The 14,538-nt window shown below is 61.9% G+C and carries 15 protein-coding genes; 7 read left to right on the top strand and 8 right to left on the bottom strand.

Annotation, left to right across the window (positions count from 1 at the left end):
* Nucleotides 1-89: 89 nt before the first annotated feature.
* Genes dxs through xseB form a run of 3 tightly spaced genes read right to left on the bottom strand, consistent with a single transcriptional unit; the run spans nucleotide 90 to nucleotide 3,109 of the window.
* Nucleotides 90-1,955: a 1-deoxy-D-xylulose-5-phosphate synthase gene (gene dxs, locus B6S08_RS15375; RefSeq protein ID WP_094201695.1), complete on the bottom strand. Its 1,866-nt coding sequence runs from the start codon at nucleotides 1,953-1,955 to the stop codon at nucleotides 90-92.
* Nucleotides 1,956-1,979: 24 nt separating this feature from the next.
* Nucleotides 1,980-2,867 carry a (2E,6E)-farnesyl diphosphate synthase gene (gene ispA, locus B6S08_RS15370; RefSeq protein ID WP_094201694.1) on the bottom strand — a complete coding sequence of 296 codons (888 nt, stop codon included), beginning with the start codon at nucleotides 2,865-2,867 and terminating at the stop codon, nucleotides 1,980-1,982.
* On the bottom strand, nucleotides 2,864-3,109 hold the full coding sequence (gene xseB, locus B6S08_RS15365) for an exodeoxyribonuclease VII small subunit (RefSeq protein ID WP_165662718.1): 246 nt from the start codon (nucleotides 3,107-3,109) through the stop codon (nucleotides 2,864-2,866). The genes ispA and xseB overlap by 4 nt, the downstream gene beginning before the upstream one ends.
* Before the next feature lie 209 nt (nucleotides 3,110-3,318).
* Between xseB and pomA the strand changes: the two genes are divergently transcribed.
* The 3 genes from pomA to thiI all read left to right on the top strand — a co-directional run bounded on the left by pomA (nucleotide 3,319) and on the right by thiI (nucleotide 6,504).
* Nucleotides 3,319-4,074 carry a flagellar motor protein PomA gene (gene pomA, locus B6S08_RS15360; protein ID WP_094201781.1) on the top strand — a complete coding sequence of 252 codons (756 nt, stop codon included), beginning with the start codon at nucleotides 3,319-3,321 and terminating at the stop codon, nucleotides 4,072-4,074.
* Nucleotides 4,074-4,973: a flagellar motor protein MotB gene (locus B6S08_RS15355; RefSeq protein ID WP_094201692.1), complete on the top strand. Its 900-nt coding sequence runs from the start codon at nucleotides 4,074-4,076 to the stop codon at nucleotides 4,971-4,973. Before pomA ends, B6S08_RS15355 begins: the two co-directional genes overlap by 1 nt.
* 82 nt (nucleotides 4,974-5,055) lie before the next feature.
* Complete coding sequence (thiI, locus tag B6S08_RS15350) at nucleotides 5,056-6,504, top strand: tRNA uracil 4-sulfurtransferase ThiI (protein ID WP_094201691.1); 1,449 nt, start codon at nucleotides 5,056-5,058, stop codon at nucleotides 6,502-6,504.
* Nucleotides 6,505-6,565: 61 nt separating this feature from the next.
* Here thiI and B6S08_RS15345 read toward each other — a convergent pair whose 3' ends face one another.
* The gene (locus B6S08_RS15345) at nucleotides 6,566-7,456 is read right to left on the bottom strand and encodes a ketopantoate reductase family protein (RefSeq protein ID WP_094201690.1); all 891 of its coding nucleotides are present in this window, start codon (nucleotides 7,454-7,456) and stop codon (nucleotides 6,566-6,568) included.
* A gap of 105 nt (nucleotides 7,457-7,561) precedes the next feature.
* Between B6S08_RS15345 and B6S08_RS15340 the strand changes: the two genes are divergently transcribed.
* Entirely contained in the window at nucleotides 7,562-8,044 is a 483-nt protein-coding gene (locus B6S08_RS15340) for a YajQ family cyclic di-GMP-binding protein (RefSeq protein WP_094201689.1), read from the top strand.
* A gap of 93 nt (nucleotides 8,045-8,137) precedes the next feature.
* Here the strand turns inward: B6S08_RS15340 and B6S08_RS15335 are convergent, their stop codons facing one another.
* The 4 genes from B6S08_RS15335 to B6S08_RS15320 are packed head-to-tail and all read right to left on the bottom strand — an operon-like array spanning nucleotide 8,138 to nucleotide 11,802.
* A complete protein-coding gene (locus B6S08_RS15335; RefSeq protein ID WP_165662777.1) occupies nucleotides 8,138-9,511 on the bottom strand; it encodes an AmpG family muropeptide MFS transporter in 1,374 nt (457 codons plus the stop codon).
* A gap of 3 nt (nucleotides 9,512-9,514) precedes the next feature.
* Nucleotides 9,515-10,072, bottom strand: coding sequence for a peptidylprolyl isomerase (locus B6S08_RS15330; protein ID WP_094201688.1), 558 nt, complete (start codon nucleotides 10,070-10,072; stop codon nucleotides 9,515-9,517).
* Entirely contained in the window at nucleotides 10,073-10,654 is a 582-nt protein-coding gene (locus B6S08_RS15325; RefSeq protein ID WP_094201687.1) for a YajG family lipoprotein, read from the bottom strand.
* A gap of 11 nt (nucleotides 10,655-10,665) precedes the next feature.
* On the bottom strand, nucleotides 10,666-11,802 hold the full coding sequence (locus B6S08_RS15320) for a methyltransferase (protein WP_094201686.1): 1,137 nt from the start codon (nucleotides 11,800-11,802) through the stop codon (nucleotides 10,666-10,668).
* 61 nt (nucleotides 11,803-11,863) lie between these two features.
* On the opposite strand from B6S08_RS15320, the gene B6S08_RS15315 reads away from it, so the two are divergent.
* The 3 genes from B6S08_RS15315 to B6S08_RS15305 all read left to right on the top strand — a co-directional run bounded on the left by B6S08_RS15315 (nucleotide 11,864) and on the right by B6S08_RS15305 (nucleotide 14,535).
* A complete protein-coding gene (locus tag B6S08_RS15315) occupies nucleotides 11,864-12,454 on the top strand; it encodes an alpha-ketoglutarate-dependent dioxygenase AlkB family protein (RefSeq protein ID WP_094201685.1) in 591 nt (196 codons plus the stop codon).
* 54 nt (nucleotides 12,455-12,508) lie between these two features.
* A complete protein-coding gene (locus B6S08_RS15310) occupies nucleotides 12,509-12,826 on the top strand; it encodes a BolA family protein (protein WP_094201684.1) in 318 nt (105 codons plus the stop codon).
* Between the two features lie 365 nt (nucleotides 12,827-13,191).
* Nucleotides 13,192-14,535 carry a Na(+)-translocating NADH-quinone reductase subunit A gene (locus B6S08_RS15305; RefSeq protein WP_094201683.1) on the top strand — a complete coding sequence of 448 codons (1,344 nt, stop codon included), beginning with the start codon at nucleotides 13,192-13,194 and terminating at the stop codon, nucleotides 14,533-14,535.
* Nucleotides 14,536-14,538: the final 3 nt, after the last annotated feature.

Raw genomic sequence — 14,538 nt, 5'->3', positions numbered from 1 at the left:
GCGCGGGAACGCATAGTGAGTCTGAAAGCCCGTGATACACATCCACACTGGAGCGAAGGATGGAGTGCCCCACTAAGGTGGGGCCGGTGTCAGCGGGCCTGATAGTCCTGCACGGCTTTGGTGATGCCGTCGGCGTCCAGGCCCAGTTTGGCCAGGATCTGCTGCTGGCTGCCCTGCTCGATAAAGATGTCGGGAAGCCCCAGGTTCAGCACCGGCACCGGTTTTTTATGGCGCATCAGGCACTCGTTTACCGCCGAGCCGGCGCCGCCCATGATGGCGTTTTCCTCAATGGTCACCAGCAGCTCGTGGTCGGAGAGCAGATCCAGCAACAGGGCCTCGTCGAGGGGTTTGACAAAGCGCATGTCCACCAGGGTGGCATCAAGCGCTCTGGCGGCCGCTTCGGCTTCGGGCAGCAGGGTGCCGAAGTTCAGCAGTGCCACGCCCTTGCCCTTGAGCATGCGCCGGCCCTTGCCGATCTCCAGGGCGGTCATGGTGTCGTCAATCTCGGCACCGCAGCCGCTGCCGCGAGGGTAGCGCACCGCCGCCGGACCGGTGTGCATATAACCGGTGTAGAGCATTTGCCGGCATTCGTTTTCGTTGGCCGGGGTCATGACCACCATGTTGGGCACGGTACGCAAAAAGCTGAGATCAAAGGCGCCCTGATGGGTGGGGCCGTCGGCGCCCACGATGCCGGCGCGATCGATGGCAAAGAGCACGTCCAGGTTTTGCAGCGCCACGTCGTGGATCAGCTGATCGTAGGCACGTTGCAAAAAGGTGGAGTAAATGGCCACGACCGGCTTTTTGCCTTCAATGGCCAGGCCCGCCGCCAGGGTGACGGCGTGCTGTTCGGCGATGGCCACGTCAAAATAGCGCTTGGGGTATTCCCGTGAAAAGCGCACCAGGCCAGAGCCTTCGCGCATGGCCGGGGTAATGGCCATCAGCTTGTCGCAGCCGCCGGCCATGTCGCACAGCCAGTTGCCGAAAATGCTGGAAAAGCTGGGGCTGGTCGGGGCGCTTTTGGGCAGGCAGCTTTCTGCCGGATCGAACTTGGGTACGCCGTGATAGCCGATGGGATCCTGCTCGGCGGGCAGATAACCCTTGCCCTTGCGGGTCATCACATGCAGAAACTGCGGGCCCTTGAGCTTGCGCATATTGCGCAGGGTTTCCACCAGGGTATCAATGTCGTGGCCATCGATGGGGCCCACGTAGTTGAAGCCAAATTCCTCAAACAGGGTGCCGGGCACCACCATGCCCTTGAGGTGCTCCTCGGTGCGCCGGGCCAGCTCCTTCAGCGGCGGCAGCATTTCCAGCGCCTTTTTGCCCCCTTCGCGCAGGGTGCTGTAGAGCGAGCCCGACATGATTCTGGCCAGGTGGTTGTTGAGTGCGCCCACGTTTTCGGAAATGGACATCTCGTTGTCGTTCAGCACCACCAGCATGTCTTTGTGCAGATCGCCGGCGTGGTTCAGGGCCTCAAAAGCCATGCCGGCGGTGAGGGCGCCGTCGCCGATCACCGCCACCACCTTGCGGTTCTGGCGTTCTTCGTCGGCGGCAATGGCCATGCCCAGCGCCGCGCCAATGCTGGTGCTGGAGTGACCCACCGACAGGGTGTCGTATTCGCTTTCTTCCCGCCAGGGAAAGGGGTGTAGCCCTTCATACTGGCGAATGCTGGCCATGCGCTCACGCCGGCCGGTGAGAATTTTGTGGGGATAGGCCTGGTGGCCCACGTCCCATACCAGGCGGTCAAAGGGCGTGTGATACACATAGTGCAGGGCCACCGTCAGCTCCACCACACCCAGCCCCGAGGCCAGGTGGCCGCTGCTGCGGCTGACCGAGTGCAGCAAATAGGATCTCAGCTCGTCACACAACGCCGGCAGGCGCTCCTGGGGCAGGCTGCGCAGCTCTTCCGGCAGGTTGGCCAGGGCCAGGGTGGGGTAATCGGCAATATTCAGACTCATAGGCTTGTCGTTATTGTTGTCGCTTCAGTATTCGCGCTGCACGATGTAGTGGGCGAAGGCTTCCAGTGTTTCGGTATTGCCGGGCAGGCCGGCCAGGGCGGCGAGGGCGTCCCGGTGCAGGCTAGCGGCCAGGGCGCGGGCGCCGTCCAGTCCCAGCAGCGCCGGATAGGTGCTTTTCTGCTGGGCCAGGTCCTTCCCTTGGGTTTTGCCCAGGGTGGCGGTGTCGGCGGTAATGTCGAGAATGTCGTCCTGCACCTGAAACGCCAGGCCAATGGCCTCGGCGTAGCGGCTGAGCGCGGCCAGTTCGGTTTCCTGCATGGCGGGGGAACACAATGCCCCCATGCGCACCGCGGCGCGGATCAGCGCCCCGGTCTTGTGGCGATGAATGGTTTCCAGGGTGGCGCGTTCTACCGGCTTGCCCTCGTGGTAAATGTCCAGCGCCTGGCCGCCGCACATGCCGCCATAGCCGCTGGCGGTGGCCAGCTCCTGCACCAGCCGCAGCCGGCGCTCGGCGGGCAGATCGTCGCCGGACTGGCTGACCAGCTCAAAGGCCAGGGTCTGCAGGGCGTCACCGGCGAGAATGGCGGTGGCCTCGTCAAAGGCCCTGTGCACCGTGGGTTTGCCCCGGCGCAGGTCGTCGTTGTCCATGGCCGGCAGATCGTCGTGGATCAGCGAATAGGCGTGAATGCACTCAATGGCGGCGGCGGCGGCATCGGCGGCCTGCTGGTCGCTGTCGGTGTGCAGCCCGGCGGTGGCATACACCAGCATGGGCCGCACCCGCTTGCCGCCCTGCAGCAGGCCATATTCCATGGCGTCGCGCAGGCCGGGGGCGAGGTCATCGAGCCGGTCCAGGGCCCGGCGCAGGGCGGCGTTAATGCGTTCGCCATATTGCTGTTGCCACTGCGCAATCATGGCTGGGACTCCTCGCCGGTGGCGAAGTCGGCCAGGGTGTCGCCGTCGCTCATCAGTACCTTCACCTGTTGCTCGGCCTGGCTCAGCCGCTGCTGGCCGGCGCGCACCAGCTGCACCCCCCGTTCAAACGACTTGAGCGCCTGCTCCAGACTCAGCTCGCCCTGCTCCAGCTGGCCTACCAGGCCTTCCAGCTCGGCGAGTGCGCTTTCAAAGTCCATGTTTTCCGGTTTTCTGGCAGCCACGGGCATCCTCTGTTCGATCGCTTGCAAAATTGGGCCAATAGTAACACCGCTGCCCGGAATTTGGCGAAGGATTAGCGACTTTCAACTATGGGGCCAGGCCGCCGTTAAGCATTTTTGTGCGGTGCCGATAACAACTTCGGCGACAAAACTCACTCGCAAGAGGTAAGATTGAGTCGTATTGCTTGCGCTAACTGAAGAGGATGCCCATTTTGGATCTGGCAACACTGATCGGACTGATTGGCGGATTTGCGTTCGTCGCCATGGCAATGATTTTAGGGGGCAGCATCACCATGTATGTGGACGTACCGTCCATCTTCATTGTGTTTGCCGGCTCGCTGTTCGTGGTGATGATGAAATTCAACCTCGGGCAGTTTCTGGGGGCCGCCAAGGTGGCCGCCAAGGCCTTTATGTTCAAGCTGGAAAAGCCCGAAGAGCTGATTGAGCGGGTGGTGGACCTGGCCGACGCGGCGCGCAAGGGGGGCTTTCTGGCGCTGGAAGAGGCGCAGATCACCAATCCCTTTCTGCAAAAGGCGGTCAACATGCTGGTGGACGGCCACGACCAGGGAGTGGTGAAGGCGGCGCTGGAAAAGGACATCGACCTCAACGCCGAACGCCAGGAGCAGGGAGCCAAAATCTTTCGCGCCCTGGGGGATGTGGCCCCGGCCATGGGCATGATAGGTACCCTTATCGGTCTGGTGGCCATGCTGGCCAACATGGATGACCCCAAGGCCATCGGCCCGGCCATGGCCATTGCGCTGCTCACCACCCTGTATGGCGCCATGCTGGCCAATATGGTGGCGCTGCCCATTGCCGACAAGCTGGATCTGCGTTCGGAAGAGGAACGGCTTAACCGCACGCTGATCATGGACGCCGTGCTTGGCATTCAGGACGGCCAGAATCCCAGGGTACTGCAGGGACTGCTGGAGAATTACCTGGCCGAGAACAAGCGCACCAAGGAGGAATAGTGGCCAAAAAGAGCAAGCCACAGCCGGCCGGCGCGCCCGCCTGGATGGCGACCTTTGCCGATCTGGCCACCATTCTGATGAGCTTTTTCGTGTTGCTGCTGGCCTTTGCCGAGATGGACGTGCTCAAGTTCAAGCAGATCGCCGGCAGCATGAAATATGCCTTTGGGGTGCAGAACCAGATTGAGGTCACCGAAATTCCCAAGGGCACCTCGGTCATCGCCCTGGAATTTCGCCCCGGCCGGCCCGAGCCCACGCCCATCAGCACCGTCATGCAGCACACCACCGATTCCACCCTCACCGAGCTGGACTTTCAGCCCGGCGAGTCGGAGCGGGCATCGGGCCAGAGCCGGGAAGACGGCAACATGAGCGGCAGCCAGCAGCCCGACATGCCCCAGACCAGCGCCGAGTCGGTGAGTCTGGCCCAGGCCCTGGCCGAGCAACTGAGCAGTGCCATTGAGCAGGACGCCATTGAAATCGAGGCCCTGGGGCAGCAGGTGGTGATCCGCATTCGTGAAAACGCCTCTTTTCCCGCCGGCTCGGCGTTTTTGCAGCCCCAGTTCTGGCCGGTGATTCGGCTGATTGGCGACCTGGTGAAGAATGTGCCCGGCGAGATCCTGGTGTCCGGCCATTCCGATGACATTAACAGCGGTCACGAGCTGTTCAGCTCCAACTGGGAGCTGTCCACCCAGCGGGCGCTGGCGGTGGCGGATCAGCTCAGGCGCACTCAGGGGTTTGATGACGCCCGCATGATCGTCATGGGCCTGGCCGACACCAAGCCGCTGGTGGCCAACGACAGCGCCGAAAACCGCCGCCGCAACCGGCGGGTGGAAATCACCATTTCCCAGGGCAAACCGGTGTATACCGAGCCCCTGGAGGCGGTGCCGCCCGGCACTCCCTGAACTGCTTTTCTTTTAACCGCAAGCCCGGCACGTGTATAATGCCGGGCTTTCTTTTTTATGTGTTGTCTGAGCGTACCGAATTATGAAATTTATCATCAAGCTTCATCCTGAAATTACCATCAAGAGCAAGTCGGTGCGCCAGCGCATGAGCAAGATTCTCTCCGGCAATATTCGCAACACCCTCAAGCCCCTGGATGAGACCGTCAAGGTGCGTGCCGACTGGGACAAGCTGGTGGTGCGCAGCAACAACAACGACGAAGACAGCCGCCGCATGCTGATTGAGGCGCTGGCCTGTATTCCCGGCATTCAGTCGTTTCTGGAGGTGGTGGAATACAAGGTGTCGTCGATGGACGACATTCTCGAGCATACCCAGGCCATGTTCGGCGACCAGCTGGCCGGCAAGACCTTTTGCGTGCGCGCCAAGCGCCGGGGCAAGCAGGAGTTCAGCTCGCTGGACGTGGAACGCTATGTGGGCGGCGGCCTGAATCAGCGTTGCGAGACCGGCGGCGTCAAGCTCAAGCAGCCCGATGTGCAGATCAACCTGGAGCTGGACGACGACAAGCTGTACCTGGTGAGTGAGCAGCACGCCGGCATGGGTGGCTTTCCCATCGCCACCCAGGAAAGCGTGCTCAGCCTGATGTCGGGCGGCTACGACTCCGGCGTGTCGTCCTACCAGTTCATCAAGCGCGGCAGCCGGGTGCATTACTGCTTCTTCAACCTGGGCGGGCGCGAACACGAGGCCGGGGTGCGCGAGGTGGTGCACTTTTTGTGGAAGAAATACGGCGCGTCGCACCGGGTCAAGTTTATCTCCGTGCCCTTTGAGGGCGTGGTAACCGAGATCCTGGAAAAGATCGACAAGGGCCACATGGGCGTGGTGCTTAAGCGCATGATGATGCGCGCCGGTGCCGCCGTAGCCGAGCGTCTGGCCATCAACGCCCTGGTCACCGGTGAGTCCATGGGACAGGTATCGAGCCAGACCGTGACCAACCTCAACGTCATCGATCGGGTGACCGACACCCTGATCCTGCGCCCGCTGATCGCCACCGATAAGCAGGATATCATCGATCAGGCCAGGGCCATCGGCACCGCCGCCTATGCGGAAAAAATGCCGGAATACTGCGGTGTGATTTCCCAGAAGCCCACCATCAAGGCGGTGCTGAGCAAGGTGGAAGAAGAGGAAGCCAATTTTGACTTCGGCGTGCTCGACACCGCGGTGCAGGCGTCGTTTGTGGAAGACGTGCGCGATCTGGGCAAGGTATGGGAGGTGCCGGAAGTGGAATTCAGTGAACAGGCCAGCGAGGAAGAGGTGATCCTCGACATTCGTGCCCCCGAGGAAGAAGAGCTATCGCCGCTGGAAGTGGACGGCCACAAGGTGATGCACCTGCCGTTTTTCCGCCTGGCCCATCAGTTTGGCGAGCTGGATCAGAACAAGACCTATCTGCTGTATTGCGCCCGGGGTGTGATGAGCCGGCTGCAGGCCATTCACCTGAAAGAGCAGGGCTTTGACAATGTAAAGGTATACAAGCCCTGAATCGGTGAGGGGGGAGGAAAAACTCCTTCCCCCTCACTCCTCACGTTTTCCTTCTCACTGCTTACCCGCCCTGTTTTTTCACCTCGTTATACAACTGCCGGCACACCGGCACCGGTAAGTCTTCCGCATGTTTCAGCACATAACCCGTGATGTAGTCGATCTCGGTGGGGCGGCCGTGGGCCAGATCCTGGTGCATGGAGGAATAATTGGTGGCGGTCAGCCCAATCACGCTGTTAAGCCGGCGCAGAAACTGCGCCAGGGTCTCGGTTTCCCCCAGCCGGGTCAGCACCGCGTGTACCTCCTCGGCCAGCTGGTTGAGCACGTCGGCAAAGCGGGGCTCGTGCAGCTGGCCGTTGCGAATATGGTGGCAGGCGGTGAGGGGGTTGATCACGGCGTTGATGGCGAGCTTGCGATGCTGCAGCGAGACAATGTCTTCGCTCCACTCGGCATGCCCCAAAGCGTCGGCCAGGGGCTTGAGCAGGTGGGCAAACGCTCTGCCCTTGTCGTTGACCGGCCCCAGCCAGGTTTCGCCCTTGCCGGTGTGACGCACCTGCCAGGGGCCTTCCTTGAGGGCACCATGGCTGGTGACGCCCGCCAGCAGCGGGTTGTGGGGAAAGGCGCGGGCCACCGCCTCGGCCACGCCCATGCCGTTGTGCAGCAGTATGATGGGAGTGTCGGCAGGCAGGCCACGCAGGTTGTTCAGGGCGGGCAGCACCTGATAGGCCTTGGTCATGACCAGCAGGCACTCGATGCCGGTGGCCTGCTCGGCATGGCGGGGGTGAGTGCTTACCAGCCGGCGGCGCTCGTTAAGGGCGATAAATTCCAGTGCCGGATGAAAATGGCGCCGGTGCCGTTCACTCAGCAACAACGACACCGGCCGGTGTTTTGCCGTCAGCAGGGCGGCAAAGGTGCAGCCCAGGGCTCCGGCCCCCAATATGGTCCACTCGCGCATCACTCTCTCCCTGAACTTTGATATTATTGTCTGTTATTAATGCCATACGTTAGCCGTGAACCGCGGCCGTTGCCAGCGGTTTTAATGCCCATTCAAGGAGCTTTCATGCCCTCTTTTGATATTGTTTCCGAAGTGGAAATGAACGAAGTACGTAACGCCGTCGAAAACGCCAACCGCGAGCTGGCCACCCGCTATGATTTTCGTGGCGTGGAAGCCAGTTTTGAACTCAACGACAACAAGGTAAAGCTGGCCGCCGATGCCGAGCTGCAACTGCAGCAGATGCGGGACATGCTGCGGGGGGCCCTGATCAAGCGGGGCATAGACGTTCGCGTGCTGGATGCGGGCAGCATTGTACGTTCGGGCAAGCGCCATGTGCAGGAAATGAGCTTTCTTCAGGGCATTGACAGTGCCTTGGCGAAGAAGCTGGTCAAGAAGATCAAGGACAGCAAAATCAAGGTGCAGGCGTCCATTCAGGGCGAGCAGCTGCGGGTGACCGGCAAGAAGCGCGACGATCTGCAGCAGGTTATGGCCATGCTGCGCGCCGAAGAGCAGGAGCAGCCCCTGCAGTTCAACAACTTTAGGGATTAAAGCGGCAGGGTGCGAGGAGCAGCGGTAGGTTGCGAATGAGCGAAGCGAATTCCAACATGAAGGCGACTGCGGCATGTCGGAATTCGCTGAGGCTTATTCCAACCTACGGTGTTGAGCCGGCACCCGTCGGGCAACCACCGCAATCAGCACCAGCACCGGCAAACCCAGTGCGGCGGTGCCGGTAAAGAAGCCGGCGTAGCCGATGGCGTCCACCACCAGGCCCGAAAAGCCGGCTACGAACTTGGGCAGCAGCAGCATCACCGAGCTGAACAGGGCGTACTGGGTGGCGGAAAAGGCCACGTTGGTCAGGCTCGACAGATAGGTGATAAAGGCGGCGGTGGCAATGCCGGCGCTCAGGTTGTCGAGCGAAATGATCACCGTCAACAGGCGCACGTCCGGGCCCAGCTGGCTCATCAGTGCAAACAGCAGGTTGGTGCCGGCGGTGAGCAGGGCGCCCAGCATCAGAATGCGCAGGGTGCCAAAGCGGCTGACCAGTACACCGCCCACGGCGGCTCCGGCCAGGGTCATGATCACCCCATACACCTTGGTGACGGTGGCGATTTCGGTCTTGGAAAAGCCCATGTCCACGTAAAACGGATTGGCCATCACCCCCATCACCACGTCGGCAATGCGGTAGCTGGCGATCAACCCCAGGATCAACAGGGCGTGCCAGCCAAAGCGCCCGATAAAATCGGCAAAGGGGGCCACCACGGCACTTTTGCCAAAGGCCATCAGCCCCGCCAGCCAGCCGGGCCAGCCGGCGGTGACCAGCCGGGCGCGGTGCTCCTGCTGTGAGCGCTGCTGCGCGCCCAGATCCACGTCGGGTTCGTGCAGCAGCAAACAGGTGATCACCCCCACCAGCATGCAGCCGGCCATGGCCAGGTAGGCGGTTTGCCAGCCTGTCATGTTATAGCCGGTGTCGGACCCGGCCCAGGCGGCGATGGCCAGCGCCCCGGCGCCCGCCAGTATCATTGCCAGCCGGTAACCGGTCATGTAGGCGGCGGCCAGCGCCCCCTGCAGCCGTTCCGGGGCCGATTCGATGCGGTAGGCGTCGATGACGATGTCCTGGGTGGCGGATGCAAAGGCCACCGCCAGGGCGAACAGCGCCAGTTGGGCGAGATCCGTGGTGGGATCGGACAGGGCCATGCCCGTCAGCGCCGCCATGATGATGCCCTGGGAGAACAGCATCCAGCCGCGCCGCCGCCCCAGCCAGCGGGACAACAGCGGCAGCGGCAGCCTGTCCACCAGCGGCGACCACAGCCACTTCACCCCGTAGGCCAGCGCCACCCAGCTGAAAAAGCCGATGCTGGTGCGACTGACGCCGGCCTCCCGCAGCCAGAATGACAGGGTACCGAACACCAGCAGCAGCGGCAGACCGGAAGAAAACCCCAGCGCCAGCATGATCAGCACCCGCCGCTCGGTGTAGAGCGACAGGCTTTGCTGCCATTTCAGAACCCGGGCGAGAATGGCTTAGCTCCCGCTCAGGCGGCGAACCTGCTCAAGCACGATGGGCTCTTCCGGTACGTCCCGGGCGCGCAGTTGCAGGCTCATGCCGGTGGGCACGGCGGCCATACGCTGCAGCACCTCTTCCCCTTTGACCACGCGGCCAAATACGGTGTAGCCGGCGCGGCGGCCGCCATCCAGCGAGGGGTTGTCGCCGAGGTTGATATAGAACTGGCGGGTGGCACTGTGCGGGTCCTGAGTACGGGCCATGGCAATGGTGCCGGTGGTGTTCGACAGGCCGTTGCCCGACTCGTTCTGCACCGGATCATAGGTGGGCAGGCGATCAAAGTCGGCGTTAAAGCCGCCGCCCTGCACCACAAACCCCGGGATCAGCCGGTGAAACAGGGAGCCGGCATAGCTGCCGTCGTCCACATAACGCAGAAAGTTGGCCACGGTGTGGGGCGCAGCCTGTTCATTGAGCTCCACTTCCAGCGTGCCCATATTGGTGACCAGCTCCACGCGGGGGGCGGCCAGGGCGGCGGTGGCGGTGAACAGGCCTGCCAGCAGTATCAGTAGTTTTTTCATTTAGTTACCGTTGATAAAGCTCTGTACGTCACGATCGGCGAGAATATCCTGCACCATCAGGCTCAGCTGCTGGTTGAGGGCCTCGGTGACCGGGGCCAGCTCGGGGTGCAGGCGGCCGGGGAATTCCTGCTGGGCGCTGCGGCGATACTGCTTGACCACGCGGCGGCCGTCCCGCTCCAGCACCAGCTGTACCCGCACCTTCTGCACCACGTCATAACTGATGTGGCCGCGAATGACCCGGGACAGCACCTCCTGCAGCTCCAGGGTGGCACGGGTGTTGGCACCCTGCTCGATAAAGGCGCCCTGCGTGCTGAATCCCTGCGCCAGGGCCTGCTCCATCTGCAGCCGCAGGTTGTTGGCGGCACCCACCACCACCGGCGACTTGTCCTTCTGCTCAATCTGAATAATGAAATCGCTGGCCCGGTTGTCGGCGCTCGACAGCGCCAGGGTCTGGCCCCGGTACACGCCGCCGCCCACCTGGGCCGGTGCCGGGTTTACGTCCACCGCAATGGGGTAGTAGCTGGCGCAGGCGGTCAGTCCCAGGGCCAGCAGGGGAGCGGTCAACCATTTGATGCAGTTCATGAATATTTCCTTCAGGCGGTATGAATGGCTCTCAGAATAACGAATTTGCGGTTGGATGCCACTACCCGCTGATTGCCGAACAGCCGTTTGAGCTTCTGGTGGTAGTCCAGGTGGCGGTTGCCCACCAGCAACAGCTCGCCGCCCCGGCGCAGCACTCGGCGGGCGTCGGTCATCATCTGCCAGGCAATATGATCGGTAATGGCCTGCTGCTGGTGAAAGGGCGGGTTGCACAGCACCAGATCGGCGCTGTCGGGGCCCATGCCGTCGAGACAGTTATTGACCACAAAGCGGGCGCGCTCCATGGCCTCCGGCAAATTGCGTTCCACATTCAGGCGGGCACTTTCCACCGCCATATGCGATTCGTCCACAAAGGTCACCGTGGCTTGCGGGTTACGGGCCAGGGTCATCAACCCCAGCACGCCGTTGCCGCAACCCAGATCGATCACTCTGCCCGGCCGGTTGGCGGGCAGGTGCTCCAGCATAAAGCGGGCGCCAATATCCAGGCTGGCACGAGAGAACACGCCGGCGTGGTTATGAAGGGTGAAATGGGTGCCTTCCAGCGGCCAGGACAGCGGCGCGGGGGCGGCCATGGGAGCGATATTCATATCTCGCTCGGCAAAGATCAGCCGGGCCTTTTTCCAGGCCAGGCTGGTACGGGTGGGGCCAAGCATCTGCTCAAACAGTTTCAGGGTGGAAGTGTGCACGTCCTTGGCCTTGGCGCCGGCCACGATTTGAGTATTCGGCCCGGCCACCCGGCTGATGGCGGCGAGCTGGTACTCGAGCATGGCGTTGGTCTTGGGCAGCTTCATCAGCACCAGGCCGGGAGTTCCGGGCAACTCTTCCAGGCTGTTGAGCGCACGCCAGCCGGGCTCGATCCCGTTGTCGGCGGCGTTGGCGGCCAGGGCCAGCTCGGCAATGCGCGAGTCGGTCAGGGTATAAGGCCGGTGCGAATGCAAGCCCAGTGTGAGGGCGCCAAAGCCGTCGTTTAGAATCACCAAGGGCGCATGCCGGTCCCAGTCCAGGGTGGCCAGCTCGTTCATGATATATTCGTCGGCCGCCTCCCAGGCCTGCAGGCCGTGACGGGCCTGGCGCGGATAGCGGTGCAGCTCGAGCTCGCCGCCTTCGGGCAGGGGAAAGTGATGATTCATGGGATTCATGCCTGCTGATTGCAAAGGGCGGCATTTTACCAGTTTGAAGGGGAAAATCAGCATGCAGCTATGGCCCGAGCCCGAGTGGCTCACGCTCAACCAGGGGCGCCTGTTGTGGTGGCCCGACGCCTTTGCCGCCGAGGCGGATGCCTGGCTGGCGAAGTTAAGTCGGGACATTCCTTGGCAACAGCACCGGCTGACGATGTTTGGCCGGGAAGTGCACGAGCCCAGATTGTCGTGCTGGATGGGGGACTGGCCTTACCGCTACTCCGGCCGGGAGCGCCGGCCCGAGCCCTGGCACCCGCTGGTGCAAGACATTGCCCGGCGGCTTGAGGTTATCTGCGCTCAGCCCTTTGACGGCGTGCTGATCAATCTTTACCGCGACGGTTACGACAGCATGGGCTGGCATGCCGACGATGAGCCCGAACTCGGGCGCAACCCCATGATTGCTTCGGTCAGCCTGGGCGAACGCCGGCGTTTCATGCTGCGCCATGATGGCGGCGAGCGGCGCGAGCTATGGCTGGAGCACGGCAGCCTGCTGGTGATGGCGGGAGAAATGCAGCATCATTGGCGCCACGCCCTGCCCAGAATGACCCGGGCCGGGGGCCAACGAATCAACCTGACTTTTCGCAGGCTGGCCACACCGGAGTGAAAGCGGGTGAAGGTTGTGCCTGTCATCTGTCCTGATATTTACGAGGAGAACGCCATGTCGATGCAAAGCACCATAGAGCACAAGGTCAAGGAGGCACTGACGCCCGAGCACCTGGAGGTGATTAACGAAAGTTACATGCACAGCGTTGCGCCGGGCTCGGAAACCCATTTCAAGCTGGTGGTGGTGAGCCAGGCTTTTGAAGGCCAGCGCCTGCTGGCCCGTCACCGCACCCTCAACGGCCTGCTGGCCGACGAGCTGGCCGGCGGCGTGCATGCCCTGGCGCTGCACACCCTGACCCCGGCCGAATGGCGGGAGCGGGGAGCGGTGCCTGCCAGCCCCAACTGCATGGGCAAGGGCGGCGCGTCGGCCTGAGCCGGCTGTTATTCACGGTTAGCAAATTTGTTATAAGGCGGGTTTCGTTGAAAAGCGCTTCCATTTTGGCGCCGCTTGCGACCAAAGCATGATTCTTCCTTCAAAATCATGGCCTTATTTTTGCTTGGCGAAATATCAGGCAAGCCAATTTTGCTGGCGGTGACGGTAATTTTTAGTGATTGCCGTGGCAGCCGCAACGGTAAAAGTGCTAGAATTACGCGCCTTTTAAATCGGGCTGGATGTTACCGGAGTGTAGTCGTGCTGTTGTCAGGGCGATGCGAACATGCCGGTAGCGACTCATCAGCATGTTGTCATGCTCAGCATGGCAAGTACCTGTCTTCCCCTAACAAGTAGTGCAAGTGAGTATGATTACAATTAAAAAAGGACTGGACCTCCCAATTGCCGGGGCACCAGAGCAAGTAATCTACGATGGTCCTGCCATCAAGCGCGTTGCTACGCTGGGCGAGGAGTATGTGGGTATGCGCCCTACCATGCACGTCAAGGTAGAGGATCGCGTCAAGAAAGGTCAGGTTATCTTCGAAGACAAGAAGAATCCTGGCGTCAAGTTCACAGCTCCCGCCGCCGGTACAGTGGTTGAAATTAACCGTGGCGCCAAACGTGTGCTGCAATCCGTTGTTATTGCCGTTGATGACAGCGAAGAGCAGATTACTTTCAAAAGCTACGGCTCTGCCGAACTGGCCAAACTGGAACGTGAAACCGTGCAGGAGCAGCTGGTTGAATCCGGCATGTGGACCGCCCTGCGCACCCGCCCCTACAGCAAGGTGCCGGCGCTGGGTTCCACTCCGCGCTCCATCTTCGTTACCGCCATGGACACCAACCCGCTTTGCGCCAATGCCGAGCTGGTGATTAAGGAAAACGCCCAGGCGTTTACCGACGGCCTGCAGGTGCTGAGCCGCCTGACCGACGGCCAGGTGCACGTGTGCAAGGGCGAAGGCAGCCTGCCTCAGGCTACCGCCGGTAACGTCAAGGAACATGTGTTCGGTGGCGTACATCCGGCCGGTCTGCCCGGCACCCACATTCACTTCATCGACCCGGTCGTGCCTGGCAAGGTGGTCTGGTACATCAACTACCAGGACGTTATCGCCTTCGGCAAGCTGTTCACCACCGGTGAAATCTGCACCGATCGCGTGGTGGCCCTGGGCGGACCCGTGGTCAACAAGCCGCGTCTGCTGCGCACCCGCCTCGGCGCCTCTCTGGATGAGCTGACCGCAGGCGAGCTGCAGGACGGTGAAAACCGTGTGATTTCCGGTTCGGTACTGTCCGGCAATACCGCCAATGGTCCTCACGCCTACCTGGGTCGCTACCACCTGCAGGTCTCCGTGCTGAAGGAAGGCCGCGAGAAGGAATTCATGGGCTGGCTGGCCCCGGGTTCCAACAAGTTTTCGGTCACCCGTGCCTACCTGGGCCACCTGGCCAAGGGCAAGCTGTTTGACCTGACCACCACCACCAACGGCTCTGCCCGTGCCATGGTGCCAATCGGTAACTACGAGCGCATCATGCCGCTGGACATTCTGCCGACCCTGCTGCTGCGTGATCTGCTGTCCGGCGACACCGACAGCGCCCAGAGCCTGGGCTGCCTGGAGCTGGATGAAGAAGATCTGGCGCTGTGCACCTATGTGTGCCCGGGCAAGTACGATTACGGCCAGGTGCTGCGTCAGTGTCTGACCAAGATTGAGCTAGAGGGCTAAGAG

The organism is Oceanimonas doudoroffii (assembly GCF_002242685.1).
Taxonomy (GTDB): domain Bacteria; phylum Pseudomonadota; class Gammaproteobacteria; order Enterobacterales; family Aeromonadaceae; genus Oceanimonas; species Oceanimonas doudoroffii.
Note: the sequence above shows the minus strand (reverse complement) of the source record. Positions and strands in the feature narration are given on the sequence as shown.

Bases quoted from the DNA above. Each gene is read 5' to 3' on its own strand.
- dxs (WP_094201695.1), bottom strand. From the start codon at position 1,955: ATGAGTCTGAATATTGCCGATTACCCCACCCTGGCCCTGGCCAACCTG.
- B6S08_RS15325 (WP_094201687.1), bottom strand. From the start codon at position 10,654: ATGAACTGCATCAAATGGTTGACCGCTCCCCTGCTGGCCCTGGGACTG.
- B6S08_RS15310 (WP_094201684.1), top strand. From the start codon at position 12,509: ATGTCGATGCAAAGCACCATAGAGCACAAGGTCAAGGAGGCACTGACG.
- B6S08_RS15330 (WP_094201688.1), bottom strand. From the start codon at position 10,072: ATGAAAAAACTACTGATACTGCTGGCAGGCCTGTTCACCGCCACCGCC.
- B6S08_RS15340 (WP_094201689.1), top strand. From the start codon at position 7,562: ATGCCCTCTTTTGATATTGTTTCCGAAGTGGAAATGAACGAAGTACGT.
- thiI (WP_094201691.1), top strand. From the start codon at position 5,056: ATGAAATTTATCATCAAGCTTCATCCTGAAATTACCATCAAGAGCAAG.
- B6S08_RS15320 (WP_094201686.1), bottom strand. From the start codon at position 11,802: ATGAATCATCACTTTCCCCTGCCCGAAGGCGGCGAGCTCGAGCTGCAC.
- B6S08_RS15345 (WP_094201690.1), bottom strand. From the start codon at position 7,456: ATGCGCGAGTGGACCATATTGGGGGCCGGAGCCCTGGGCTGCACCTTT.
- B6S08_RS15315 (WP_094201685.1), top strand. From the start codon at position 11,864: ATGCAGCTATGGCCCGAGCCCGAGTGGCTCACGCTCAACCAGGGGCGC.
- ispA (WP_094201694.1), bottom strand. From the start codon at position 2,867: ATGATTGCGCAGTGGCAACAGCAATATGGCGAACGCATTAACGCCGCC.
- B6S08_RS15305 (WP_094201683.1), top strand. From the start codon at position 13,192: ATGATTACAATTAAAAAAGGACTGGACCTCCCAATTGCCGGGGCACCA.